The following is a 22,740-nucleotide window of genomic DNA, read 5'->3' on the forward strand; positions in this document are numbered from 1 at the left end:
AGCCCAGGTCAGAGACCTGGGCTTTTGCTATTGCCGGGTTTTTCAGGCAGCCGCGGGGTAGATCAGGGTGCGGGCCAGGGACGTGATGATGCCCTGGTCGACGGGGAACGACTCGCCGAAGGCCTCGCCGCTCACGGCCGCGGTCTTCTGGCGGGTGACGTGGAGGCGGCCCTCGTCGTCACGCCAGCGGGACTTGGTGGCTTCGCCGGTGCCGGTCCAGGCGATCTTGACCTGGGTGGTGCCGGTGGTGGCGGGTGCGTCGGTGCATTCCGCCTCTTCGCCGTCGGCGGTGGAGACGCAGGTGCGGATCGTCTCCGAGTACGCCACGGTCGCCGTGAACGAGGCGGCCTTGAGCGACATCTTGGCGCGCTGCGGGGTCTGGTCGTAGGCCGTACGGAAGATGGTCGTGCAGGTGTCGCCGGCGCAGGAGCGTGTCCAGTATTCGACGTCGACCTGGGCGGCGCCCTCGAAGCGTTCGAGGTCGACGGTCAGGGTGCGGGCGGCTTCGGGGTCGTCGAAGCCTGCGTGTGCGGATTCGAAGAGGGCCGGCGCGGGGGCGGCCGTCGCGGGCGTGGCGATCAGTGCGGCCGCGGCCAGGGCGGCGCCGATCGGCACGACGACACGGCGGAGCAGGGACATGCGGGTCTCCTCAGTGGATGGATCAAGGAGGCCGATGTTAGGTGACGGGGAGGGCGGGGAAACGCCCCGACAGAAATTTCCGGAACTCGTCGCTTTTGTCGGCGGTGAGACCGGTTTTCGGTACGGCGAGGAACTGGTCACCGCCGTAGAAGAGGAGCCAGGCGGTGTCGGTCTCCACGAACTTCTCGAACGCCTCCCAGGCGATCTCCACACTCATGAGCGGGTACTCCGCGCGTACCCGGGAGGAGGTCAGGGTGATCACCTGGACCTGCCGGACGAGGGCGGGAAGTTTGGCTGTCATGGCCCGGAGTTTGCGGTCGCCGAGTCCTCGGTAGAAGAGGCCGGCGGCGACCACGACCAGGAGGATGAAGGCGAGGCCGGTGGCGTCCGAGAAGACCAGCAGCAGCACGGCGAGGACGGCAAAAACGACCGCGACCGTGGTGCCGACCGACCGCTGGAGGCGCAGCGCGTCGGCGTAGGCGGCCCTCAGGTTGGCGAGCGTCTGCTGCTCGTCGAACGCCCGCTCGACCCGGATCTCCATGGCCGCAGAGCATAGGCTCAGTACCGGAAGTTGGACACCAGCGTGGTGAGCTCGGTCGACATGCGGGCCAGTTCGCGCGTGGCCTGCTGCGACTGGGTGACGCCCTCGCTGGTGAGGCGGGCGCCCTCGGCGACGCCGGTGATGTTCTGGGCGATGTCGCCGGTGCCGGCTGCGGCCTCGCCGACGCTGCGGTTCATCTCGGCCGTGGTGGCGGTCTGTTCCTCGACGGCGCTCGCGATGGTCGTCTGGAAGTCGCTGATCTGCGCGATGACCCGGGTGATCTCCTCGATCGCGGTGACCGCGCCGCCCGTGTCGGACTGGATCGCCTCGACCCGGCGGGAGATGTCCTCGGTCGCCCGGGCTGTTTCCTGAGCCAGGTCCTTGACCTCCGAGGCGACCACGGCGAAGCCCTTGCCCATCTCGCCGGCGCGGGCGGCCTCGATCGTCGCGTTCAGGGCCAGCAGGTTGGTCTGTTCCGCGATGGCGGTGATGACCTTGATGACGGTGCCGATCTCGGCCGAGGACTCGCCGAGTTTGTTCATGGTCCGGGAGGTGGCGGCGGTCAGCTCGACCGCTTCGCCGGCGACCCGGGCGGCCTCGGTGGCGTTCTGGGAGATCTCGCGGATCGCGGCGCCCATCTCCTCGCTGCCGGCGGACACCGAGTCGACGCTGCGGGAGACCTCCTCGGCGGCGGACGACACGGTCGCGGCCTGGGCGGAGGTCTGCTCGGCGGACGCGGCGATCTGCTGGGCGACGCCGGACATCTGCTCGGAGGCGCCGGCCAGCGACGACGCCGAGCTGTCGATGGTCGAGACCGTTCCGCGGAGGGTGCCCAGGGCGGCGTCCAGCGCGCGGCCCATCCGGCCGGGTTCGTCGCGTGAGGTGAGACCGGTCGACCGGGTCAGGTCACCGGCGGCGAGGCCGTGGCAGACCGCTTCGACCCGGCCCAGCGACCGCAGGATGCCGCGGGAGACAAAAAACCCGATGAACAGCGCTCCGGTCAGGCCGGCCACCAACAGCACGATCGATTGGGTACGGCTGTCCTGGTACTTCGACTCGACCAGTGCCGCGGTGTGTGCGGCGTCGGCGGTCTCGGCCGCGATGAGCGCCTCGATGTGCCCGGTGGCGGTGGCCATCAGGGGTGACACCTCGGCGTCGCGGATCGTCTGCCAGGCCTCGACGTCGTTGCGGGCGCCGGCCGGCAGCAGCTTGCCGAGGGCGATCTTCTCGTACGCCAGCCACTTGGCCTCGAGGTCGGTGATGACCGACCGGTCACCCGCCGGATCGGTCTCCTGGTACGCCGCCAGCGCCGTCTTGAACGCGTTCGCGTCGGCGTTGAAGTCCGAGGCGTTCTTGGCCTCGGTGGCGGTGGTGTCGGAGATCAGGTGGTTGGCGGTGTCGAGCCGCGCCGACGACAGAGCAGCGTCGATCTGCCCGACGGCGGTCACCCCAGCCACGTTGTGCCGGTAGAGGTGCTGCGCGGACGAGTTGACGGAGCTCAGCGCGACCAGGCCGATGAGACCCACCGCCAGGGCGACCAGGGCGGCGAAGCCGACAGCAGCCTGAATCTTGATCCGCACGCTCAGATCGGCGGGAGAACGCGTCATCCCTCGAAAATATGGCTGATCCGGGTGTTACTTCGCGTTTCCCGAAAAGTCGGAGGTGATCGGGCGCAGCGCACCGGCGAGCGCCGCAGCCACCGCGAGCAGGACCGCGACTGCCGTGAGCGCCTTCAGCACCGTGATGTGATCACCCGCGAAGCCGATCAGGGGTGGCCCGCCGAGGAACGCGCAGTACCCGATCGAGGCGACCACGCTGACCCGCGCAGCGGCCTTGGCCGGATCGTCGGCGGCGGCGCTCATGCCGACGGGGAAGCCGAGCGAGGCGCCGAGACCCCACAGCAGCGCACCGGCGAAGGCCGTCGCCGTGTTCGGCCCGAAGACGAAGAGCATCAGTCCGACCAGGCTGATCACGGCGAGCGCGCGGACCACGACGACGCGTCCGAACCGGTCGAGGAGAGCCGGGCCGAACCAGCGGCCGAGGGTCATCGCGGTCAGGAAGGTGGCAAAGGCGAGGGTGCCGATCGTGGCCTGGGCGCCGTAACCGTCGATCACGGCGACGCTGATCCAGTCGATGCCCGTGCCCTCGGCGAAGGCGAACGCCAGCACGAAGAGGCCGATGAGCAGTGTCCGCGGTTCCCGCCAGGTCGCGAGCGTACGGCTCAGACCACCGTCGCTGTTGTCGCTGCCGGTCTCGGGGTGCACGTCGTCCGGGCCGAAGGTGCGGACCGACAGCATGACGATCACCCCGACCAGGACCGCCGAGGCGACCAGGTGGACGCTGACGGGCACGTGCAGGGCCACGGCAGCCGCGCCGGCCAGTGCGCCCGCCACGGTGCCGACGCTGTAACCGGCGTGGAACCGGGGCATGATCGCCTTGCCGAGGTGGCGTTCGACCACGGCACCCTGCACGTTCATGGCGACGTCCCAGGCGCCGTTGGCAAAGCCGAAGAAGAACAGCCCCACCACCACGGGCGTTACACCGTACGGGTAGCCGAGCCCGACCGCGCTCAGAGCGACAAGCAGGAGAGCCGCCATCGCCATGACCGTGCGCTTCGATCCGAAGCGGGAGACGATCTGACCGGCGAGGACCAGCGACACGATCGACCCGCCGGCGATCGCGAGGAGCACCAGCCCGAGCCGGGACGGTGTCAGCTGCAGCCCGTCGCGGACCTGCGGGATGCGGGTCGCCCAGGACGCCATGGTGACGCCGTTGGCGATGAACGCGATGTAGACGGCCCGCCTCGCGCCGCGGACTTCGACGGCGGGTTCGGTGACGATGGTGGTGCTCATGCTGCTGCTCCCAGCTGGCGCGCGACGATCTGGCGGGTCTCGGCGCGTGTCGCGCCGCGGGTGGTGGACAGGGTCTTGTGCATGACGAGGCCTTCGACGAGCGCGTCGACGCCCCGTGCGGTGGTCGCGTCCATGAAGCGTTCGAGCACGGTCCGGCTCGTCCGCATCCACGACTCGGTGACGCTCCGCAGCGCCGGATCGCGCAAGGCGGCGAGGTATAGCTCGTAGGCCACGGCCCAGTCGTGCGGGTCGGCCCCGGCGCCTCCGTGGATCAGGTCGGTGATCGCGTCGATCAGCTGCTCGCGCGTCTCCACCTGCGAAAATGCCGCTTCGTAGGACCGCGACATGCGTTCCGCATGCCGGCGGAAAGCCTGCGCGAGGAGATCGTCCAGGCCGTCGAAGTGATAGGTCAGCGACCCCAGAGGTACGTCCGCAGCAGCCGCGATCCTGCGGTGAGTCGTGCCGGCAACGCCGTGCTCGGCGATGACGTCCACCGCCGCGTCCACGATCCGCGTCTTGCGTTCGGGGTCGTAGCGGCGCGGCGACCGGGCCGGCGCGGTCACGGCTCGACCGTCCGGATCACGCGGGCGGGGTTGCCGACCGCGACGACGTTCGCCGGCAGGTCCCGGGTGACGACCGCACCGGCGCCGACGACGGTGTTGTCACCGATGGTGACGCCCGGCAGAACGATCACGCCGCCGCCGAGCCACACGTTGTCACCGATGGTGATGGGCAGTGCGGCCTCCCACTTGTCCCTGCGGGGACCGGCCGCAACCGGATGGGTCGGTGTCAGCAGCTGCACGTTCGGCCCGATCTGCACGTCGTCGCCGATCGTCACGGTGGCCACGTCGAGGCACATCAGCCCGAAGTTCGCGAAGGTTCGCGCGCCGATGAACGTCTGCGAGCCGTAGTCGCAGTGGAACGGCGGCCGGATCTCGCTGCCCTCCCCGAACCCACCGAGCAGCTCGGTGAGCACCGCTCGCCGAGCGGCGTCGTCGGTCGGGTCCAGGGTGTTGAGGCGGTGGCTGAGGGCCTGCGCCCGGGCGGCGTCACGGGCGAGCTCCGGGTCGTCGGCGATGTACAAATCACCGGCGAGCATCCGCTCGCGCATACTCCGTTCGGGCATGCGTACAACCGTACACATGATGTGTACTGCTGTACACAGCGATCTGGATAGACTCCGGTCGTGGTAGCGGAGTGGGACGTCGCCGTGGTCGGCGGCGGTCCGGCAGGTCTGGCGGCGGCCCTTGCGGCGGCCTCGGCCGGAGCCCGGACGATCGTGCTGGAGCGCGCGGAACATCCGCGCTACAAGACGTGTGGCGGCGGCCTCATCGGCGCGTCACTCGCCGTCGCCGACCCTCGGATCACCGTGCCCGCCCGCGACACCGTCTCGGCCATCACCTTCACCGACCGGGGCCGCCGCGCCTTCACCCGGCGCTCGGCGCAGCACCCGGTGCTGACGATGGTCCGGCGCGACGACTTCGACTTCGCCTGGTACAAGGCGGCGGTGACCGCCGGTGCGCAGGTACGCCAGAACGCCCAGGTCCGTACGGTCGACCAGGACGCCGACACGGCCACGGTGACCCTCGTCAGCGGCGAGACGATCACCGCGCGAGTGATCATCGGCGCCGACGGTTCCGCCGCGATCACCTCGCGGCACGTCGGCGTCACCTTCGAGCAGCAGGACCTCGGTCTCGAGGTCGAGCTGGCCGCGACCGACGCCGACCGGGCCGCCTACCGCGGCCGCGTGCTCCTCGACTGGGGACCGGTGCCGGGCTCCTACGGCTGGGTCTTCCCCAAGGACGACGAGCTCACCGTCGGCGTGATCATGGCGAAGGGCAAAGGCGCCGCGACGAAGCAATACCTGGCGGACTTCCGCGCCCAGCTCGGTCTGACCGACCGCCGGGTGGTACGCGACTCGGGCCACCTCACCCGCTGCCGCCGACCGGACGCGCCCTTGCGCAAGGGCCGCATCCTGGTCGTCGGTGACGCGGCGGGGCTGTTGGAACCGTGGACCCGGGAAGGCATCAGCTACGCGCTGCGGTCAGGGACGTGGGCCGGTGAGGTCGCCGCCCGCGCGGAGATCCCCGCCGACCTCGCCGAGTACGACCGGCTGATCACCCACGAGCTGATGCCCGAGATGACGGCCGGACGCCGCCTGCTGCAGGTCTTCTCCCGGCGCCGGGCGCTGGTGCACGCCGCGATGGCAACGCCGATCGGCTGGCGTGCGTTCGAGGCGTTCTGCCGCGGTGACCTGTCGATGGCCAACGTCGTGCGGCGGCCGGCCATCCACGCCCTGATCACGCTGCTCGGCGGCCGCTGAGCCGACTCACGGCGCCCGGAGCGGCCACGGTGCCCACTGAACGGGCGCAGCGAAGCCCTCGCGGCGCGCTGCCCGCGCTTCCGCCGCCTCGATCGGCGCCTGCCGGCTGGTCCGCAGACCGGATCCGATGAGGCGCGTCTCGAGCCACGAACTGGTCAGGCCGCGGCGTACGCGCTCCCAGAGGCCACCCTCGACATGGGCGGCGACCCGCGCGCGCAGATCAGTGACCAACAAGGCCGGATCCTCGCCGCAGTCGTCACAACCACAGTCCGGCAGCGGTTCGAGAAACCACCGCCCCAGCCGCAGCACCACGCCGGGGAAGTCCGTGAAGGCGATCGACAGCGGCCCGGCCGCAGGACTGCGCGGAACCAGCCGGACAGTACGCACGACCTCGGCACCGGGCTCCGGACCGACGGGTTCCTTGGCCTCCCGCCGGTCGACGACGTAACGCTCGGTCAACTCGTCCAGCAGAGTTTCGGCGGCCTCGTGCAATACGTGAAATCGTCCCGGATCGGTGACCCGGGTGGTGAAACTGTTCGGCCGCGGCTCCGTGTCGCCCACCAGCGAAGTATGCCGCGCTCGGCCCGCGGCAACTGCCGGTATCAGTGAAGATCAGCGTTCGGCCCGTTTACTCGAACCGGAACTCCCCGGCCTTGACGCCGGCCTCGAATGCGAGCCACTCGTCCTGGGTGAAGGTCAGGGGCGTCATGCCCGGGTCCTTGCTGTCGCGGATCAGGTACTCGTCCCCGACCTTGGCGACCTCGACGCAAGCACCACTTCCGCAGAGGCTACTTTTACGCCAACCTGCGTCGTCCGTCTGTTTTGTCATGCTCACTCCTCCGTGACGGTTCCCGAACCAACGGTAAGGGATGGGCGCTTCCTGTCACAGGAGTAAAAGTGAGTGAAACTCCGATGAGGCTCACTTTTGGCGGCATTGGAACCGATGTACGTACTTTTGCCCGGCCGTGCATAGACCCCGGCCGGGTTACTGACGGTGAACCACACGATCAACTCAAACTGCGGCGGGACAAACAGGCAAAAACCTAGTCATCCCGCGCGCCGCCTAAAAGTCTTAAACTCCGCCGAACTCGCCAGCCTTGACGCCCCGGACGAATGCGGTCCACTCGTCGGTGGTGAAAACGAAAGGGGGTACGTCCGGGTTCTTGGAGTCCCGGACCATGATCTGGCCGGGGGCCTCCGCGATCTCGACGCAGGCGTTGGTGCCGCAGTAGCTGCTACGGCGCCAAGGAGACGGAGTCTGGTCGTTGAGGTTCATCGGTTCTATTGGGCCTTCCAAGTAGGCGGACTACATCGGATGTACAACCTTTCCTCCGGGAATTGGTTACTAGATTCTTTACCGCGTGAGATCACGAATTCGCTGCTTCACGAACTGTAAGGTTTCAACTTCGGTGAGTGCCGCATCCCAGAGTTTTTGGTACCGCAGATGGTGACGCTCTGTAGTCGCTCTGTCTTCGACGATCTCATCGGAGGTGCCTGTCTCGCGGTACATCACTGCGTTGGACAGGTCGTTGTCGGTGCCGATGAAGAGGATGTCGAAGCCGGCGTTGTACGAGAGCGCGGCATCAGCGGAAAAAGGAAACATCCTGATTGAAACAAGTTTTTGCTGCTCCAGGCGGAGGATCTCCTGAAGTTGGTCAGCAAAAATTCTCGGCCCGCCGACGGCCCTCATGAAGACGGACTCGTCGAGAAGGGCCGTGAACCGCAGCGACCCGACCCGCTCGACGACGGCATCATGGCGGCGGCGCCGGGCATCGAGGCCGACCTTGCGCTGTTCCTCGCTCATCTCGTCGCGCCACATGTTCATGAGCGCTTCGGAGTAGGACGGGATCTGCAGCGGGCCAGGAATGTGGAAGACCGAGTAGCTGTGTATCGACGCGGCCTCGGCCTCGTATTCGATCAAGCGACGCGTGCCGTCGGTCAGGTGCTCGCGGAACTCCGGGCTCTGGTACCAGACCTGCCGCTGGGTCTGCCGGGTGCGCGCGATCTTCGCGCTCGCGAGCATCTCGGCGATGAGCGCGCGGTCCTTGACGCCGAGATAAGCGAGCAGCGGTCGCAGATCGTTCGGCGCGATGGCAACGTCGCCGTTCTCGATCCGGATGACCTTGCTGAGGCTCCACTCCATCTCTTCGGCGACCTCGAGCTGAGTGAGTCCGGCTCGTTCTCGGGCCTCGCGCAGCACGATGCGCACGCGTCGGCGCGCAACGGTCGGCGAGTCGCCCTCAGCCATGATTCCTTCGTCCGGGAAGCCGGTGGAGCCGGAAGTTGCGAACAATTGAGCGTGGAACGGCCACCTCGCTGGCTGCCACGAGGCACCCAGCGAGGTCGCGCGTCAGCCTACTCACTGTCCTATCAGAACGTTTGACGGCGCGTGGAAGTTCACCGAAAAGAAACCTGTGATCCGTCCGAGACTTTCGGTGATCTAGGCGGCTGCGAGGCCGTACGCCCGAGGGGTCGGCCGTGTGTCCTCGATGCTCCGCCGCAGTGCCCGGGCGATCTGGTTGAACACCCGCGCGTCGGCGGACGAGTAGAGAGTGGTCTCGAGGCCGCGGTAGGACGCCTGCAGGTGCCAGATGCGGGCGGCCCGCTGGTGCTGGGTGGCCACGGTGAGCGCGGTGATGACGAGGGCCAGGGCGGCGAGGGAGTAGCCGGCGGCGGGGCCGAACGAGGCCCACACGGCTGCGGTGGCGGTGATCAGGCTCGCGGCGACGACGATCGTCGCGATCGGCCGGAACGTGGCCCGTCCCTCGACGAGTCCGACGTTGTGCAACTCGCCGACGGCGAAGATCTGAGTCGAGGAAGTGCGCCAGACGAAGTGCTCGTCGGTGACGAGTGCGTCGGGCCCGCGGTAGTAGGTGCGCATCTGCGAACTCCTTCCGTGCTCCTCTGCGAGGAGGGAAGAACGTCGCCGGTGCGACTGGAGAGAATTCCCGCCTCGCGCCTCGGGCCGGACTTCGAGAGCCAATAACGGCACCCGGTTGCCGCCGGGTGCCGTTGTGGTTTCTCCCCTCGAACTCCGCCCTTCGGTGCCTGTTCAAAGTAGAGCATGGCCACCAGTCTGATCGCTACCGTTCAACATGCCACCTTGCAGATTGCGAACAAGCATGTTGTGACCTTGGTCAGGCTGCGGCCCTGTTTTCCCAGGCAGTGGGTGGTCCGGCGTCCTCGATGGCCCGCCGCAGTGCGCGGCTCACCTGGTTGAAAACGCGTTCGTCGGACGACGTGAAGAGTGCTACGTCGGCTCCGCGATAGGTCGCTCGCAACTCCCAGCGCTGCGGGCGCAGCCGCCAGAAGACCGCGCCGGCGATGAACGCCGGCATGCCCATTGCCACCAGGCCCAGGGCGAGAAGTGGGGACGCTTTCCACAGTGGCCAGGCCGCCACGGCGATCAGCAGAAGCCCGGCGCTGACGTGGAGGGCGCCCGGACGGAAGTTCTCCACGTCCGTGCGGGTGATGCAGACGTTCCTCAGGTCGTGAATCGCGAACGTCCTCGTCGGTGCACTGCTGCCGGCGAAGATGTCGCTGGTCACCACGGCATCGGGCCCACGGTAGTAGGTGCGCATGGCGAACTCCCTTCCCGTACTCCTTGCGAGGAGAGGGAAGGCGAGCCACCATTGGCGCAGAGAGAATTCCCCGCCTCGCTCGTGCTTCTCAGAGCTTGTAATGCGACGAAGTTGCGCTTGTTGGAGGCGAGAACGGCACCCGGTTGCCGCCGGGTGCCGTTGCTTTGTCCTGCGACTCCGCCCTTGTTCCTGCATCCAGTAGAGCACGGCTACCAGGCGGGCCGCTACACATCAAGTTGCCACATCGCACCTTGCTTACCGGCCGATGGAAAGATCAATAGGCCAGCAGCACCAGCAGCAGACCGAGCGCACCGGGGATGACCTGGACAAACAAGATTTTGCGTGTGGCGGTCAGCGCGCCATAAATTCCGGCGACGATGACACAAGACAGGAAAAAAACCTGGAACTTGAGATCATCGGTGACCAGCCCATAGGCGAGTCCGGTGGCCAGGAAGCCGTTGTAGAGGCCTTGGTTCGCGGCCAGTGCGGCGCTCTCCTCGGCGAACTCGGCGGAGGTACCGAACGTGGCACGCACCCGATCTGTCCGCCACAGGAACATTTCCAGGACCAGAATGTAAAAGTGGATGAGGGCCACCAGGCCGACGACTATCTGAGCAGCCAATTCCATGCAAGCACACCTTCCGGCCGCCGGCGCGCACCGCGCGGGCCGGATCTTGAGGACACCCTAGGACACGCCCGTCATCGACGGACGTAACCGCTGACACGGTGCGTTTCATTGACACGGCGCCCGGGTAGGGCAACGACGATCGAGCAGAAGAGCAGGTAGGGGAGGGTACGCCCGGCATGGACAGTCGACTCCGAATCGCGAACCAGGCCGTGCAACCGGTCCTGGTGATGTTCCCGCTCGGCTTGTTCGCCATGGCCGTGCTCTTCGATCTTGCCAACGTGCTCGGCGGCCCCGACATGCTCGGCGCGCTCGCTTACTGGAACATCGTGGCCGGCCTGGTCGGCGGTGTCCTGGCCGCGCTGGCCGGCGCCATCGACATGATGTTCGTCCGCAACGGCACACCCGCGAAGCGCATCGGTGTGCTGCAGGGCCTGGTCAACATGGGTGTGCTGCTCATCTTCGCCGTCATCCTCATGGTGCGGATGCGCACTCCCGACCGGGTGGCCGGCGGTGGCCTGCTGGTGGTCGAGCTGCTCGCCCTGGCCGGTGCCGTCTTTGCCGCCTGGTACGGCGGCGAGCTGGTCAATCGCCGCGTCCCCGCGTTTGCCCGCGCCGAGGCCGGGAACCGCAGTTACTGAACGCAGTGACGAAGGGAAACGGACGATGGCGACATCCATCAAGGGCAAGCGTGTCGCGTTCCTCGCGACCGACGGCGTGGAAGAAGTCGAGTACACCGAGCCGCGTAAGGCGGTGGAGTCGGCCGGAGGCTCGGCCGAGCTCGTCTCGATCAAGGACGGCGACATCCAGGCCGTGAATCACCTGGACAAGGCCGGCACGTACCCCGTGGAGAGGCAGGTCAAGGACGCGGTGGTCGACGACTACGACGCGCTGGTGCTTCCCGGTGGTGTCGCGAACCCCGACTTCCTCCGCATGGATCTCGACGCGGTTCGCTTCGTCCGGGACTTCTTCTCGTCGGGTAAGCCGGTCGCGGCCATCTGTCACGGCCCGTGGACCCTGGTGGAGGCCGGTGTTGTTGACGGTCGCACGCTTACCAGCTGGCCGAGCCTGCGTACCGATCTGGCGAATGCCGGCGCGACGTGGGTCGACGAGCAGGTCTACGTCGACAACGGCCTGGTCACGAGCCGCAAGCCGGACGACATCCCGGCCTTCTGCGACAAGCTCCTCGAAGAGCTGAGCCGGTAGCCGCTACTTCAGGACCATCCGGCCGGTCGCCTCGAAGGAGGCCAGGTCGGCCAGCGTCTCGTCAATGATCATCGACTTGGGGCCGGGCAGAGCGTCCAGGGGGAAGAAGCCGGCGTCGACGGACTCGTCGGTCACCTTCTGGAGCTCGCCCTCCCAGGTGTGGATCCGGAACGACATCAGAATCTGCTGGTACGTGTGGCCCCACTCGTTGGTGTACGTGTAGGCACTGTAGAAGGCGAACGGGGTCAGCGAAGTCGCCCGCAGCCCGGTCTCCTCCCACACCTCACGGATCGCGCACTCCTCCATGCTTTCGCCCAGCTCCATCGCGCCCGCCGGGATCGCCCAGCGGCGGTTGTCGGACCGCTGGATCAGCAGGAGGCGGTTCTGGTCGTCGAGGATGACGCCGCGAGCCCCCACGAACAGGATCGTGTCGGCATCACCGACGCTCGTGCGAACCCGACCCAGATAAGACTCAGCCCACGTCAATGCCACGGGACAAGACTAGTCACGCCGACTTCTTGGCTGCCTTCCTGGCGGGGGCTTTCTTGGCTGCGGTGCTGGTGGCCGACTTGGTGGCCTTGGCGGGTGCGGCCTTCTTGGCGGCGGTCTTCTTGGCCGGTGCCGCCTTCTTGGCCGACGAGATGGGTGTGGCCTCGACTGCCTTGGCACGCTCCTCGGGAGCCTCGCCGCGGGCCTTCTTGGCGCGTTCGACGCTCGCCTTGAGCGCCGCCATGAGGTCCACCGCGGCGGCAGGCGCCTCTTCGGTCTCCTCGGGGGCGACCACTTCGCGGCCCTCGACCTTGGCGTCGATGACCTCCTGCAGCGCGGCCCGGTAGTTGTCGGTGAACTCGTCGGCCTTGAAGCTGCCGGCCATCGAGTCGATCAGCGAGCTGGCCATGGCGAGCTCGGCCGGCCGGGTCTCGATGTCCTCGTCGAGGAAACCGAAGTCCGGGGTACGGACCTCGTCGGGCCAGAGCATCGTGTTGAGGACCAGGACGTCGTCGTGGACGCGCAGTGTGGCCAGCTGCTCCCGCTGCCGCAGGGCGACCTTGACGATGGCGACCCGGTCGGACTCGGTCAGAGCGTCCCTGAGCAGCACGTACGGCTTGGCGGCCTGGCCCTCGGGCTCCAGGTAGTACGCCTTGGCGAAGAGCAGCGGATCGATCTGCTCGGCCGGCACGAACTGCAGCACGTCGATCGCCCGCGAGGTGGTCAGCGGGAGCTCGGAGAAGTCCTCGTCGGTGAGGATGACCATCTCGCCGCCGCCGAGGTCGTACCCCTTGGCGATGTCGTCGTAGGTCACCTCCTCGCCGTCGATCGAGCAGGTGCGCTTGTACTTGATCCGGCCGCCGTCGGTGCGGTGCACCTGGTGGAACCGGATGTCCTTCTCCTCGGTCGCGGAGAAGAGCTTCACGGCGATCGACACCAGGCCGAACGAGACCGCACCCTTCCAGATCGCTCGCATCTTCGTCTCCAACCCACCCGTGAGCGTTCCCCCGATCAAGGATTGCATCAGAGAGACGCCTGCGTAAGGTGTTCGTTCCTGCCTATGGTGATCAGGTGCCGGGTGCGCCGCTCTCGCCGATGCTCGCGACCGCGGGCACGCTGCCGCGTGGCCCGGGCTGGAGCTACGAGTTCAAGTGGGACGGCGTTCGTGTCCTCTCGTCGTTCTCCGACGGCCCACCACGGCTCTGGGCGCGCTCCGGCGCTGCCGTAACCCTCGCGTATCCCGAGGTCGCCTCGCTGTCGCTTCCGCCGGATTCACTCCTGGACGGGGAGATGGTCGTGCTGGACGCGGCCGGCCGGCCGTCGTTCACCGCTCTCGCCGAGCGCATGCACGTCCGGGATCCCGGCCGGGCCGCCCGGCTGGCGGCGACCCTCCCGGTCACCTACATGATCTTCGACCTGCTCCGGTACGACGGCGAGTCACTGCTCGGTCTCCCGTACGCCGACCGGCGCGATCGCCTCGAGAAGCTGGACCTGGGCCCGGGGTCGTGGATGGTGCCGCCCGCGTTCACCGACGGTGCGGCGACCGAGGCTGCCGCCCGGGAGAACAAGCTCGAGGGTGTCGTGGCGAAGCGCCTGGACGCGACGTACCTGCCGGGGGCGCGGTCGCCGGACTGGATCAAGGTCAAGTTCGACCGGACGGGCGACTACGTCATCGGGGGCTGGCGTTCCGGCGCCCGCAAGCTGGGTGGACTGCTGGTGGGCGTGCCCGGGCCGGACGGCCGCCTGCGCTTCCGGGGCCGGGTCGGTGGGGGCATCGGGTCGGCGTCGGAGCAGGAACTGCTGGCGGCGCTCGCACCGCTGGTCACGCGTGAGTCGCCGTTCGCCACCGGTGCGGTGCCCCGCGAGGACTCCCGCGGTGCCCACTGGGTCAGCCCCGATCTGGTGGTCGAGGTCCGCTACGGCAACCGCACCCCCGACGGCCGGTTGCGGTTTCCGCGTTTCCTGCGGCTGCGCCCGGATAAGTCTCCGAGCGAGTGCGTGGAGGAGGACGACGATGGCTCCTAGCCGGGTACCGGTCCAGATCGAGGGACGTGACCTCGAGCTCTCCAACCTCGACAAGGTCATGTACCCGGCCGCGGGCTTCACCAAGGGTGAGGTCATCGACTACTACACGCGGATCGCTCCGGTGCTGCTGCCGCACCTCCAGGGTCGTGCGCTGACCCGGATCCGCTATCCGAACGGCGTCGACGGCGCGCACTTCTTCGAGAAGAACGCTCCGGGCGGGACACCCTCCTGGGTACGCCTGGAGACGCTGCCGGTCCCGGGCTCGACAAAATCCCGCGAGACGATCGACTTCGTGGTGGTCGACGAGCTGGCCACGCTCGTCTGGGTCGCCAACCTGGCGTCACTGGAGTTGCACACACCTCAGTGGCGTATCGGCGAGGACCCCGACCTGATGGTGGTCGACCTGGATCCGGGTGCGCCGGCGGGGCTCACGGAGTGCTGCGGGGTGGCGGTGCTGATGCGAGACCGGCTGGCCGAGGACGGCATCACCGCGTACCCGAAGACGTCCGGGAAAAAGGGCATGCAGTTGTGCTGTCCGATCTCGGGTGAGCAGGACGCCGAGGTGGTCTCGGGTTATGCCCGGAAGGTGGCCGAGGAGCTGGCGGCCATGGTCCCGGGCTCGATCACCGCCAAGATGGCCCGCGCGATCCGGCCCGGCAAGGTTTTCATCGACTGGAGCCAGAACGCCGCGGCCAAGACGACGGTGGCGCCGTACTCGCTGCGGGCGCTGGAGTCGCCGAGCGCGTCGACGCCGCTCACCTGGGACGAGGTGGAGGCCTTCGCGACGGGTGCTGCGCAGGCCCGGCAGTTCGGCGCCGCCGAGCTGCTGGAGCGCGTCGAGGAGCACGGTGACCTGCTGGAAGACCTCCTCGAGCCCGGTCCGCGCCTGCCCTGACAGTCGCACGCCTGGAGGTACCTTGCGTCGCCAGGTACTCTGTGACGCATGGCAGACGGCGCGCAGCTCTCGACGAGCCTCAGACGCGGCACCCTGGAGTTCTGCGTGCTCGCCATGGTCGAGCACGACGACCGCTACGGCACCGAGATCGTCCGGCGCTTCGGCGAGGAACGAAATCTCGCGGCGTCGGAGGGCACGATCTACCCCCTGCTGTCCCGGTTGCGCCGGGTTGGTTGGCTGGACAGCAAGTGGAGCGAGTCGCCCTCGGGGCCACCGCGCCGCTACTACTCGTTGACCGACAGCGGCCGGTCGGCACTCGAACACTTCCGCACGGAGTGGGTTTCGTTTCGACAGACCGTCGACCGTCTCGTAGGGACCGGTGTGGCATGAGCATCAACAAGACCGACGACGCAGTCGCCGAATATCTGCACGAGCTGGAGCTGCGGCTCAGCGGCCTCCCGGTGCTCCAGCGGCGCGAACTGCTCGCCGACCTCGAGGCGCACATCACCAGCGAGCGCATCGAGCGCGCGGTGGTCTCCGAGGGTGAGGTGCTCGACATCCTCGAACGCCTCGGCAGCCCGGAGGTGGTCGCGGCCGCGGCCTACGAGGAAGCCGGCCTGCTGCAGCCGGCGGGTGCTTCCGCGGCGCCGGCGCGGGCCGGGGCACGAGTGCTCCCGGCCGTCCCGCCACCGCCGGACGCCGAGCCGATCGCCGGCCCGAAACCCCCACCGCCGTTCGCCGGAGCAGGCGCCTCGAGCGCGCCGCTCTTCGACGGGCCGCCCTTCGCGGGGCCGCCCTTCAGTGCGCCGCTGCCGCCCTACACCGGGGCTCCCGAGGGCAAGAGCGGCACGACCACCGGCATGCGGGTCGCCGTGGTGCTGGCCGCCGTGACCGCGGCCTTCCTGCTCCTCGGCTGTCTCGGCGGAGCCTTCCTGCTCGCGAACAGCACGCCCGGGGAAGCGCCCTCCGCGGTCACCGTCGAAGCGCCCGCGCCGCCGGACGAAGCACCGCTGCCGCCGCGACCCGACGGCAACTAGCAGCGCTCGACGACGGTCACACCCGGGACGTCACGGCCCGGGTGTGACACGACCTCAGTCGATCTGGGGGAGCGGCGGGCCCAGCACGTCGTCGGCGTCGACGATCGTGTACGCGTACCCCTGCTCCGCGAGGAACCGCTGGCGGTGGGCGGCGTACTCGGTGTCGATGGTGTCGCGGGAGACGACCGTGTAGAAGTGCGCCTGACGACCGTCGGCCTTCGGGCGCAGGACGCGTCCCAGCCGCTGTGCCTCCTCCTGGCGTGAGCCGAAGGTGCCCGACACCTGGATCGCCACCGCCGCCTCGGGCAGGTCGATGCTGAAGTTGCCGACCTTCGAGATCACCAGCGTGCGCAGCTCTCCCGTGCGGAACGCGTCGAAGAGGCGTTCGCGCTCCTTGTTGGTCGTGGAGCCCTGCAGGACCGGGGCGCCGAGGTATTCGCCGAGCTGGTGCAGCTGGTCGATGTAGGCGCCGATCACCAGCACCTGCTCGTCCGGGTGCTTCTCGACCAGCGCGCGGACCACCGGCAGCTTGGTGCGGGCGGTGGCCGCGACCCGGTAGCGCTCCTCGGCCTCGGTCACGGCGTAGGTCATGCGCTCGGCGTCGGTGAGGGTCACCCGGACCTCGGTGCACTCGGCCGGGGCGATCCAGCCCTGCGCCTCGATGTCCTTCCACGGGGCGTCGTACCGCTTCGGGCCGATCAGCGAGAACACGTCGCCCTCGCGGCCGTCCTCGCGTACCAGGGTGGCGGTCAGGCCGAGGCGACGGCGGGCCTGGAGGTCCGCGGTGAAGCGGAAGATCGGGGCCGGGAGCAGGTGGACCTCGTCGTAGATGACCAGGCCCCAGTCGCGGGCGCCGAAGAGGTCGAGGTGGGTGAAGGCACCGCCGCGGCGTGAGGTGAGGACCTGGTAGGTGGCGATGGTGACCGGGCGGATCTCCTTGCGCTCGCCGGAGTATTCGCCGATCTCGTCCTCGGTCAGCGAGGTGCGGGCGACGAGCTCGCGCTTCCACTGACGGCCGGCGACGGTGTTGGTCACCAGGATCAGGGTGGTGGCCGAGGCGGTGGCCATCGCCGCCGCGCCGACCAGCGTCTTGCCTGCGCCGCAGGGGAGCACGACCACGCCGGAACCACCGGCCCAGAAGCCATCGACGGCCTCCTGCTGGTAGGACCGGAGTGTCCAGCCGTCCTCGGCCAGCGAGATCGCGTGCGCCTCACCGTCGACGTACCCGGCGAGGTCCTCGGCGGGCCAGCCCAGCTTGAGCAGGGCCTGCTTGAGCCGGCCGCGCTCGGAGGCGTGCACGGCGATCGTCTCGTCGTCGATGCGGGCGCCGAGCATGCCGGCGAGCTTCTTGCTCTTGGCCACCTCGATCAGCACGATCTTGTCCAGTCCGCGGAGGACCAGGCCGTGCGTGGGGTCGTTGACCAGCTGGAGCCGGCCGTACCGGTCCATGGTGTCGGCGACGTCGACGAGCAGCGCATGGGGAACCGGGTAGCGCGAGTATTTGAGCAGGGAGTCGACCACACCCTCGGCGTCGTGGCCGGCGGCACGGGCGTTCCACAGACCCAGTGGGGTCAGGCGGTAGGTGTGGACGTGTTCGGGGCTGCGCTCCAGCTCCGCGAACGGGGCGATCGCCATGCGGCACGCCTGCGCATCAGGATGATCAACTTCCAGCAGCAGGGTCTTGTCGGACTGAACGATCAGGGGTCCGCCGGTCACCAGGTGCCCTTCGACGAGCGAGAGAAGACCCTCCAGTGTTGCACGGTGACGGACGTACTGAAGAAGGTTGATCCCGTGTGCAACGCTTCGCACAGTCTGGGCGTTAGTCAAGTGGAACCACCTGGAACCAAGCGGACCGGGAACGGATCGCGCGCGGCAGGCAACGGGGGCGCGCGGTCCCGACCGTCACTCCTCGAAGACCGCTGCCGTGATCCTGTGCAGGGCGAAGGTGTGCAACGTTTCGGTGCGCTCGTCCTCGGCGCGCAGGTAACCCGCGCTCAGTGACACCGGCCTGACCAGGCGGGACAGCGTCGCACCGTGCGAATCCACGTAACCGACCCAGACCCGGGCCTTGTCGCGGACCGCCTGCTGCAGGACCGCCATCGCCTGCGTGTGCGCCTGCACCGAGGTCAGACCCGGCACGCTCTGGCCGTTCGCCGCACGCACGGTCACCGGCGCCCGGCGGGCAGCCCGCGTCGCGATGTCACCGCGCCGGATCTGCTCGACCACCCCGGCCAGCCGTGGTCCGGCCAGCAGCGGGGGCCCGGCCTGATCGCCCGCCCGGGCCGAGGCCGAGGTACGCGGAGCAGCCCGCCTGACCTTGGGACGGGCGAGCACAGCGGCGCCGGCGGCGTCCTCGGCCACCGGGGCAAAACCGGCGTCCCGCAACGCGCCCAGCAGTCGCGCCAGCTGCAGCGGGCTGCACAGCACGGTCGGTGCCAGCCGGCGCAGCGCGAGGGTGCTCAGGCGCTTGTCGGCCAGCACCTCGGCCACCAGGGCCTCGTCGTCGCTGCGCAGGTAGGAGCCGGCGGACCCGGCCCGCAGACCGCCGTGCTTCCGCGCGGAGTCGTCGATCAGGTAGGCCAGCGCCTGCGGGATCGGGGTGCGGGACCGGCGCTGGAAGACCGCGTGCAGGTCACCGGCGCTGTAACCGACGTCCAGCGCGCGGCGGACGCTGGCAGCGGTGACGCGGTAGACGCTGGCGCCGCCCGCGGACTCGGGCTCGGCGATGACGTCCAGCTCGGCCGCCAGCTCCGGCTCGGGCGGCCCGGGCACGACCACGGACAGGTCGGCCTGCACGAGCACGTGATCGACCGGCGCGGGCAGCAGGGCGTCGAGGGCCCGGACCGCGTCGGAGGCGCCCGGGATCCGGCCGCCGTCCGGCCCGGCCCCCAGCGGGTCCCGGTCACCGATCTGCGCCTCGACCTGCAAGAGCTTCCCGTACGACGTGAGCGCACCGAGTCCGGTCACGCCGAGGGCAGCCGCCCCGGTCAGGGCGTCGCGGTGTGCCGATTCCCGCCCACGGGCGCGTCGCGGTGACTGCCAGGCCAGCAGCTCCAGCACCTCGTCCGCCCTCGGGGCGGTGCCGGGCGGCACGTCGCTCAGCGCGGCCAGCACCTCGCGCCGGGCCTGCGGGGCTCCGGCGCGTTCGGCGTCCGGGGCGAGCGTGTTGATCGGGCGGTCCCGGTCGTCACGCTGCCCGATCAGTCCGGGCTGCCGGGTCATCGCCAGCCAGGAGTTGGCCAGCGCCTCCCACCGCTGCGCGATGCTCAGCGCCCGCCACAGGTCATAGGCGCTGGTGGGGAGGAAAATCTCGTCGACCAGGCCGGAGGCGCGACTGGTCGTGACACCGCGGCCCGTACCCGCCGCGTCGGCCTCGCCGAGCAGACCGGCCGCGTAGGCGATCTCGATCAGCGCGGCGGCGGACGGCTCGTCGAGGTTGGCCGCCCGGGCCAGGCGCTTGAGGTCGCGGACGCCCAGACCGCCGGTTTTGAGGACCACGGCCGGCTCGCCCGACAACGACTCCAGCAGCGTCTCGACGTGCCGGACCGCCTCCATGGCCTGCCCCGCACCCGCCGAGTCGACTGCCTTCGGGTCGCGGACCGGGCTGTCGGGCGTCGGTGGCACCGGTCGCAGCTGACCCAGCGGCCCGGTGTCGCGGCGCAGCAAGATGCCGACCTCGCGCGGCAGCTCGACCAGCTCCCCGTCGGCCCGCGGCGCCCGGCCGGCCTCGGAGACCTGCACCAGGATGTGGTTGTCGATCAGCCACTGCACGGGCTCGGCGACGCTGCCGTTCGAGCTCAGCGCCCCCACGGGCGGCCCGGCGGCCAGGCGGTCGAGGACGGCCCGGGCACCCGGCGAGGCCGCCAGGACGGTCCGGCGGAGCTTGGCCTTGTCCGCACACAGCGCGGCGGCCTGCGCGTCCAGATAGTCGGCGGGACGGCCCAGCCCGGCCGGATAGGGCGAGGTCACCTCGTCGACGGCCCCGACGACCTGCAACGCCTCCTCCGGGCCGTGCAGCAGGAACCGGGCGCGGAGACGGTCGATCGCGACGCGCACGTCGGCGGGATCGGCGCTGCCAGTGGTGAGCTCGAGGATCGCCGCGACCGAGGTCTGCGCGGTCTCCACCGCACGGCTCAGGCGGGCGGCGTCGAGCACGGCCAGCGTGAACTCGTCCAGCGTGTCGAGGCAGCGGGAGACCGAGCCGCGGGACTGGGCTCGTACGGCCAGCGCGGAGACGTCGGCCGGAACGGGCACGACAAGATCTGGGCGCAGCTGGATCAGCGCGCCCAGGGCGTCATCGGTGAGCGACCGGAGCTGGTCGGCGAATGCGGTGGCCATCGCTCTCAACGCTAGCCGTCGTGGGACGATGGTGAAGGGTCCGGGGCGTGGCCGGATCTGTTCAGACCTGAGGGGGAGTTACCTGTGGCGCGTTCACACGAGAAGGTCCCGGGCACGGGAGTCCGCGAAGGCTCGGCCGCGGACGGCCCCGGCAAGGCTGCCTCGGTGAAGGAGGGGCACCTGCCCGTCTCCGAACTCATCGCCGACCGCCCGGCCGCTCCGTCCCCGTTCGGTGACGACATCTCCTTCCCGCTGCCGGCGGAGGAGCTGAGGTACACCCCGACGACCACGCCGTGACCCCGGCGGTCGGGTTCGACCTGGACATGACCCTGATCGACTCCCGGCCGGGGATCCGCGAGGCCTACCGTGCGCTCACGGCCAAGACCGGTGTGTGGGTCGACGCCGAGCTGGCCGTGAGCCGGCTCGGCCCGCCGCTGCGGACCGAGCTGAGCGAGTGGTTCCCGCCCGAGCAGGTCGAGGAAGCGGTCACCACCTACCGAGCCCTGTACCCCGATTACGCGATCACTCCGACCGTGCCTACACCCGGTGCGGTCGAGGCGCTTGCGGCCGTACGCGATCAGGGTCTGCGGGTGGTGGTTGTCACGTCGAAACTCGGGCGGCTCGCTGCGCTGCACCTGTCGCACCTCGGCCTGATCGCCGACGAACTCGCCGGTGACCTGTTCGCCGAGGGCAAGGCGACGGCGCTGGTCGAGCACGGGGTGCGGTGGTATGTCGGCGATCACGTCGGAGACATGGTCGCGGCACGGACGGCGGGCGTTCCGGGCATCGGAGTGGCCACGGGTCCGTGCAGCGAGGACGAGTTGCGGGACGCCGGAGCTTCGCACGTGCTGTCCGACTTGACGGCATTCCCGGCGCTGCTCGCCAAGATTACGGTTGGGCCTGGCACGACCGCTGGATAACCTTGCCGTGAGCAATCGAGTCCAATGAGTGAAGTTGAGGTCAGCGGTGCCCACGGGTCGAGTGAAGTGGTACGACGCGGCGAAGGGTTTCGGGTTTGTCACCAGTGACGAGGGCGGGGACGTGTTCCTGCCCAAGGGCGCCCTGCCCACCGGGACCGCCGACCTGAAGGCCGGTCAGCGGCTGGAGTTCGGTGTGGTCGACAGCCGCAAGGGTGCGCAGGCGATGAGTGTGAAGGTCCTCGACGCTCCGCCGTCGATGGCCGAGCTGCGCCGGCGCCCGGCCGACGAGCTGCACGGCATGGTCGAAGACATGATCAAGGTGATCGAGGCGAAGATCCAGCCGGATCTGCGCCGCGGCAAATATCCCGACAAGCGCACGGCCGAGAAGGTCGCGTTGCTCGTCCACGCGGTGGCCCGCGAGCTGGAGATCTAGCCCCGCAGCGGTTTCACCGCAGGTGTGATTCCCGCCGCCGCCGCACGTCCGAGCAGGGCGTCGGCGGCGGCGAATCCTTCCGGCCCCAGGTCGAGTGTGAACTCGTTGACGTAGAGCCCGATGTGCTGCTTGACGACCTCGGGCTCCATCTCCTGGGCGTTGGCCAGCACGAACTCGTGGCTCGCGTCAGGGTCGGCCCAGGCCATGCTCACCGACTTGCGGATCCACTCGGCCGCCTCGACCGGGTCGACCTTGCCCTTGCGGGCCAGGATCGCGCCCAGCGGGATCGGCAGGCCGGTGTCGCCCTCCCACCACTCGCCCAGGTCGACCAGCGCGGTGAGGTTGTACCGCGGGTAGGTGAAGCGGGCCTCGTGAATGACCAGGCCGGCGTCGTAACGCCCCTCGGCCACCCCCGGCATGATCTCGTGGAACGGCACGACCTCGATGCGGGCCGGCGGGTTCTTCTCCGACCAGAGGCGGAACAACAGGTACGCCGTGGTCCGGTCGCCGGGCACGGCCACCGTGGCGCCGCTGAGATCCGTGCGGCCCTCGCGGGTCAGCACCAGCGGACCGCAACCCCGGCCCAGCGCACCCCCGCAGGGCAGCAGCTCGTAGTCGTCGAGCAGCCAGGGCAGCGCCGCGTAGCTGACCTTGACCAGGTCGAACTCGCCGCGTTCAGCCGCGGTGTTCGTCACGTCGACGTCGGCGAACGTCAGCTCCACGGGCTCGGCGTCGGGGATGAGCCCGTGCACCAGAGCGTGGAAGACGAACGTGTCGTTGGGGCAGGGCGAAACCGCCAGAGAAAGCGCCACGCCCTTCACCGTAACGACGTGTAC

The 22,740-nt window shown here is 69.2% G+C and carries 28 protein-coding genes; 10 read left to right on the plus strand and 18 right to left on the minus strand.

Features of this window, described 5'->3' with window-relative positions:
- Positions 1–42 precede the first annotated feature (42 nt).
- From AFR_RS02025 to AFR_RS02050, 6 genes are read right to left on the minus strand one after another with little or no spacing between them, the layout of a single operon-like run.
- Complete coding sequence (locus tag AFR_RS02025; protein ID WP_023357626.1) at positions 43–639, minus strand: hypothetical protein; 597 nt, start codon at positions 637–639, stop codon at positions 43–45.
- Between the two features lie 37 nt (positions 640–676).
- Complete coding sequence (locus AFR_RS02030) at positions 677–1,180, minus strand: YcxB family protein (RefSeq protein ID WP_023357627.1); 504 nt, start codon at positions 1,178–1,180, stop codon at positions 677–679.
- A gap of 17 nt (positions 1,181–1,197) precedes the next feature.
- Positions 1,198–2,787 carry a methyl-accepting chemotaxis protein gene (locus AFR_RS02035; RefSeq protein WP_023357628.1) on the minus strand — a complete coding sequence of 530 codons (1,590 nt, stop codon included), beginning with the start codon at positions 2,785–2,787 and terminating at the stop codon, positions 1,198–1,200.
- Positions 2,788–2,814: 27 nt separating this feature from the next.
- Positions 2,815–4,032: an MFS transporter gene (locus AFR_RS02040; RefSeq protein WP_023357629.1), complete on the minus strand. Its 1,218-nt coding sequence runs from the start codon at positions 4,030–4,032 to the stop codon at positions 2,815–2,817.
- Positions 4,029–4,595, minus strand: coding sequence for a TetR/AcrR family transcriptional regulator (locus AFR_RS02045; RefSeq protein ID WP_023357630.1), 567 nt, complete (start codon positions 4,593–4,595; stop codon positions 4,029–4,031). The genes AFR_RS02040 and AFR_RS02045 overlap by 4 nt, the downstream gene beginning before the upstream one ends.
- On the minus strand, positions 4,592–5,158 hold the full coding sequence (locus AFR_RS02050; protein ID WP_041840525.1) for a sugar O-acetyltransferase: 567 nt from the start codon (positions 5,156–5,158) through the stop codon (positions 4,592–4,594). The genes AFR_RS02045 and AFR_RS02050 overlap by 4 nt, the downstream gene beginning before the upstream one ends.
- A gap of 60 nt (positions 5,159–5,218) precedes the next feature.
- Here AFR_RS02050 and AFR_RS02055 point away from each other — a divergent pair, with 60 nt between their 5' ends.
- Complete coding sequence (locus tag AFR_RS02055; protein WP_023357632.1) at positions 5,219–6,355, plus strand: geranylgeranyl reductase family protein; 1,137 nt, start codon at positions 5,219–5,221, stop codon at positions 6,353–6,355.
- A 6-nt stretch (positions 6,356–6,361) separates the two neighbouring features.
- Here AFR_RS02055 and AFR_RS02060 read toward each other — a convergent pair whose 3' ends face one another.
- The 7 genes from AFR_RS02060 to AFR_RS02090 all read right to left on the minus strand — a co-directional run bounded on the left by AFR_RS02060 (position 6,362) and on the right by AFR_RS02090 (position 10,564).
- Positions 6,362–6,916 (minus strand): DUF6226 family protein, encoded by a 555-nt coding sequence (locus tag AFR_RS02060; protein ID WP_052359294.1) that lies wholly within the window; start codon positions 6,914–6,916, stop codon positions 6,362–6,364.
- Between the two features lie 67 nt (positions 6,917–6,983).
- Positions 6,984–7,184 (minus strand): DUF397 domain-containing protein, encoded by a 201-nt coding sequence (locus AFR_RS02065; RefSeq protein ID WP_023357634.1) that lies wholly within the window; start codon positions 7,182–7,184, stop codon positions 6,984–6,986.
- Positions 7,185–7,427: 243 nt separating this feature from the next.
- Entirely contained in the window at positions 7,428–7,631 is a 204-nt protein-coding gene (locus tag AFR_RS02070; RefSeq protein ID WP_023357635.1) for a DUF397 domain-containing protein, read from the minus strand.
- A gap of 78 nt (positions 7,632–7,709) precedes the next feature.
- Positions 7,710–8,603 carry a helix-turn-helix domain-containing protein gene (locus AFR_RS02075; RefSeq protein ID WP_023357636.1) on the minus strand — a complete coding sequence of 298 codons (894 nt, stop codon included), beginning with the start codon at positions 8,601–8,603 and terminating at the stop codon, positions 7,710–7,712.
- A 192-nt stretch (positions 8,604–8,795) separates the two neighbouring features.
- Positions 8,796–9,236 carry a DUF6232 family protein gene (locus tag AFR_RS02080; RefSeq protein WP_023357637.1) on the minus strand — a complete coding sequence of 147 codons (441 nt, stop codon included), beginning with the start codon at positions 9,234–9,236 and terminating at the stop codon, positions 8,796–8,798.
- A 256-nt stretch (positions 9,237–9,492) separates the two neighbouring features.
- The gene (locus AFR_RS02085) at positions 9,493–9,936 is read right to left on the minus strand and encodes a DUF6232 family protein (protein WP_023357638.1); all 444 of its coding nucleotides are present in this window, start codon (positions 9,934–9,936) and stop codon (positions 9,493–9,495) included.
- 274 nt (positions 9,937–10,210) lie between these two features.
- Positions 10,211–10,564 carry a DUF1304 domain-containing protein gene (locus AFR_RS02090; protein ID WP_023357639.1) on the minus strand — a complete coding sequence of 118 codons (354 nt, stop codon included), beginning with the start codon at positions 10,562–10,564 and terminating at the stop codon, positions 10,211–10,213.
- A 176-nt stretch (positions 10,565–10,740) separates the two neighbouring features.
- Here AFR_RS02090 and AFR_RS02095 point away from each other — a divergent pair, with 176 nt between their 5' ends.
- Together AFR_RS02095 and AFR_RS02100 are read left to right on the plus strand one after the other, a co-directional pair.
- Complete coding sequence (locus AFR_RS02095; RefSeq protein WP_023357640.1) at positions 10,741–11,202, plus strand: DUF2231 domain-containing protein; 462 nt, start codon at positions 10,741–10,743, stop codon at positions 11,200–11,202.
- Positions 11,203–11,227: 25 nt separating this feature from the next.
- Positions 11,228–11,767 carry a type 1 glutamine amidotransferase domain-containing protein gene (locus AFR_RS02100; RefSeq protein WP_023357641.1) on the plus strand — a complete coding sequence of 180 codons (540 nt, stop codon included), beginning with the start codon at positions 11,228–11,230 and terminating at the stop codon, positions 11,765–11,767.
- A gap of 3 nt (positions 11,768–11,770) precedes the next feature.
- Here the strand turns inward: AFR_RS02100 and AFR_RS02105 are convergent, their stop codons facing one another.
- Together AFR_RS02105 and ku are read right to left on the minus strand one after the other, a co-directional pair.
- Complete coding sequence (locus AFR_RS02105) at positions 11,771–12,259, minus strand: NUDIX domain-containing protein (RefSeq protein WP_041840527.1); 489 nt, start codon at positions 12,257–12,259, stop codon at positions 11,771–11,773.
- 13 nt (positions 12,260–12,272) lie between these two features.
- A complete protein-coding gene (gene ku / locus AFR_RS02110) occupies positions 12,273–13,232 on the minus strand; it encodes a non-homologous end joining protein Ku (RefSeq protein ID WP_041840528.1) in 960 nt (319 codons plus the stop codon).
- Between the two features lie 95 nt (positions 13,233–13,327).
- Between ku and ligD (AFR_RS02115) the strand changes: the two genes are divergently transcribed.
- The 4 genes from ligD (AFR_RS02115) to AFR_RS43280 are packed head-to-tail and all read left to right on the plus strand — an operon-like array spanning position 13,328 to position 16,213.
- Positions 13,328–14,281, plus strand: a complete 954-nt coding sequence (ligD, locus tag AFR_RS02115) for a non-homologous end-joining DNA ligase (protein WP_023357644.1) — start codon at positions 13,328–13,330, stop codon at positions 14,279–14,281.
- Positions 14,271–15,176: a non-homologous end-joining DNA ligase gene (gene ligD / locus AFR_RS02120; RefSeq protein ID WP_023357645.1), complete on the plus strand. Its 906-nt coding sequence runs from the start codon at positions 14,271–14,273 to the stop codon at positions 15,174–15,176. Before ligD (AFR_RS02115) ends, ligD (AFR_RS02120) begins: the two co-directional genes overlap by 11 nt.
- 48 nt (positions 15,177–15,224) lie before the next feature.
- On the plus strand, positions 15,225–15,566 hold the full coding sequence (locus AFR_RS02125; protein WP_023357646.1) for a PadR family transcriptional regulator: 342 nt from the start codon (positions 15,225–15,227) through the stop codon (positions 15,564–15,566).
- A complete protein-coding gene (locus AFR_RS43280; protein WP_023357647.1) occupies positions 15,563–16,213 on the plus strand; it encodes an HAAS signaling domain-containing protein in 651 nt (216 codons plus the stop codon). The genes AFR_RS02125 and AFR_RS43280 overlap by 4 nt, the downstream gene beginning before the upstream one ends.
- Before the next feature lie 54 nt (positions 16,214–16,267).
- Here AFR_RS43280 and AFR_RS02135 read toward each other — a convergent pair whose 3' ends face one another.
- Together AFR_RS02135 and AFR_RS02140 are read right to left on the minus strand one after the other, a co-directional pair.
- Entirely contained in the window at positions 16,268–17,929 is a 1,662-nt protein-coding gene (locus AFR_RS02135; protein WP_023357648.1) for a DNA repair helicase XPB, read from the minus strand.
- A gap of 186 nt (positions 17,930–18,115) precedes the next feature.
- Positions 18,116–20,551, minus strand: a complete 2,436-nt coding sequence (locus tag AFR_RS02140) for a helicase-associated domain-containing protein (RefSeq protein WP_023357649.1) — start codon at positions 20,549–20,551, stop codon at positions 18,116–18,118.
- Between the two features lie 84 nt (positions 20,552–20,635).
- On the opposite strand from AFR_RS02140, the gene AFR_RS02145 reads away from it, so the two are divergent.
- From AFR_RS02145 to AFR_RS02155, 3 genes are read left to right on the plus strand one after another with little or no spacing between them, the layout of a single operon-like run.
- Positions 20,636–20,848 (plus strand): hypothetical protein, encoded by a 213-nt coding sequence (locus AFR_RS02145; protein WP_023357650.1) that lies wholly within the window; start codon positions 20,636–20,638, stop codon positions 20,846–20,848.
- A 26-nt stretch (positions 20,849–20,874) separates the two neighbouring features.
- Entirely contained in the window at positions 20,875–21,471 is a 597-nt protein-coding gene (locus AFR_RS02150; RefSeq protein ID WP_169739467.1) for an HAD family hydrolase, read from the plus strand.
- A gap of 46 nt (positions 21,472–21,517) precedes the next feature.
- A complete protein-coding gene (locus AFR_RS02155) occupies positions 21,518–21,904 on the plus strand; it encodes a cold-shock protein (RefSeq protein WP_023357652.1) in 387 nt (128 codons plus the stop codon).
- Here the strand turns inward: AFR_RS02155 and AFR_RS02160 are convergent.
- On the minus strand, positions 21,901–22,716 hold the full coding sequence (locus tag AFR_RS02160; RefSeq protein ID WP_023357653.1) for a 1,4-dihydroxy-6-naphtoate synthase: 816 nt from the start codon (positions 22,714–22,716) through the stop codon (positions 21,901–21,903). The genes AFR_RS02155 and AFR_RS02160 overlap by 4 nt on opposite strands.
- Positions 22,717–22,740: the final 24 nt, after the last annotated feature.

Origin of the sequence: Amorphoplanes friuliensis DSM 7358 (assembly GCF_000494755.1) — a bacterium.
Classification (GTDB): Bacteria; Actinomycetota; Actinomycetes; order Mycobacteriales; family Micromonosporaceae; genus Actinoplanes; species Actinoplanes friuliensis.

What these genes read in the sequence shown, in the direction of transcription:
- ku (WP_041840528.1), bottom strand. Translation starts at nt 13,232, where the DNA reads ATGCGAGCGATCTGGAAGGGTGCGGTCTCGTTCGGCCTGGTGTCGATC.
- AFR_RS02140 (WP_023357649.1), bottom strand. Translation starts at nt 20,551, where the DNA reads ATGGCCACCGCATTCGCCGACCAGCTCCGGTCGCTCACCGATGACGCC.
- AFR_RS43280 (WP_023357647.1), top strand. Translation starts at nt 15,563, where the DNA reads ATGAGCATCAACAAGACCGACGACGCAGTCGCCGAATATCTGCACGAG.
- AFR_RS02065 (WP_023357634.1), bottom strand. Translation starts at nt 7,184, where the DNA reads ATGACAAAACAGACGGACGACGCAGGTTGGCGTAAAAGTAGCCTCTGC.
- AFR_RS02085 (WP_023357638.1), bottom strand. Translation starts at nt 9,936, where the DNA reads ATGCGCACCTACTACCGTGGGCCCGATGCCGTGGTGACCAGCGACATC.
- ligD (WP_023357645.1), top strand. Translation starts at nt 14,271, where the DNA reads ATGGCTCCTAGCCGGGTACCGGTCCAGATCGAGGGACGTGACCTCGAG.
- AFR_RS02040 (WP_023357629.1), bottom strand. Translation starts at nt 4,032, where the DNA reads ATGAGCACCACCATCGTCACCGAACCCGCCGTCGAAGTCCGCGGCGCG.
- AFR_RS02050 (WP_041840525.1), bottom strand. Translation starts at nt 5,158, where the DNA reads ATGCCCGAACGGAGTATGCGCGAGCGGATGCTCGCCGGTGATTTGTAC.
- AFR_RS02095 (WP_023357640.1), top strand. Translation starts at nt 10,741, where the DNA reads ATGGACAGTCGACTCCGAATCGCGAACCAGGCCGTGCAACCGGTCCTG.
- AFR_RS02080 (WP_023357637.1), bottom strand. Translation starts at nt 9,236, where the DNA reads ATGCGCACCTACTACCGCGGGCCCGACGCACTCGTCACCGACGAGCAC.
- AFR_RS02150 (WP_169739467.1), top strand. Translation starts at nt 20,875, where the DNA reads ATGACCCTGATCGACTCCCGGCCGGGGATCCGCGAGGCCTACCGTGCG.
- AFR_RS02125 (WP_023357646.1), top strand. Translation starts at nt 15,225, where the DNA reads ATGGCAGACGGCGCGCAGCTCTCGACGAGCCTCAGACGCGGCACCCTG.
- AFR_RS02035 (WP_023357628.1), bottom strand. Translation starts at nt 2,787, where the DNA reads ATGACGCGTTCTCCCGCCGATCTGAGCGTGCGGATCAAGATTCAGGCT.
- AFR_RS02030 (WP_023357627.1), bottom strand. Translation starts at nt 1,180, where the DNA reads ATGGAGATCCGGGTCGAGCGGGCGTTCGACGAGCAGCAGACGCTCGCC.
- AFR_RS02070 (WP_023357635.1), bottom strand. Translation starts at nt 7,631, where the DNA reads ATGAACCTCAACGACCAGACTCCGTCTCCTTGGCGCCGTAGCAGCTAC.
- AFR_RS02075 (WP_023357636.1), bottom strand. Translation starts at nt 8,603, where the DNA reads ATGGCTGAGGGCGACTCGCCGACCGTTGCGCGCCGACGCGTGCGCATC.
- AFR_RS02090 (WP_023357639.1), bottom strand. Translation starts at nt 10,564, where the DNA reads ATGGAATTGGCTGCTCAGATAGTCGTCGGCCTGGTGGCCCTCATCCAC.
- AFR_RS02025 (WP_023357626.1), bottom strand. Translation starts at nt 639, where the DNA reads ATGTCCCTGCTCCGCCGTGTCGTCGTGCCGATCGGCGCCGCCCTGGCC.
- AFR_RS02100 (WP_023357641.1), top strand. Translation starts at nt 11,228, where the DNA reads ATGGCGACATCCATCAAGGGCAAGCGTGTCGCGTTCCTCGCGACCGAC.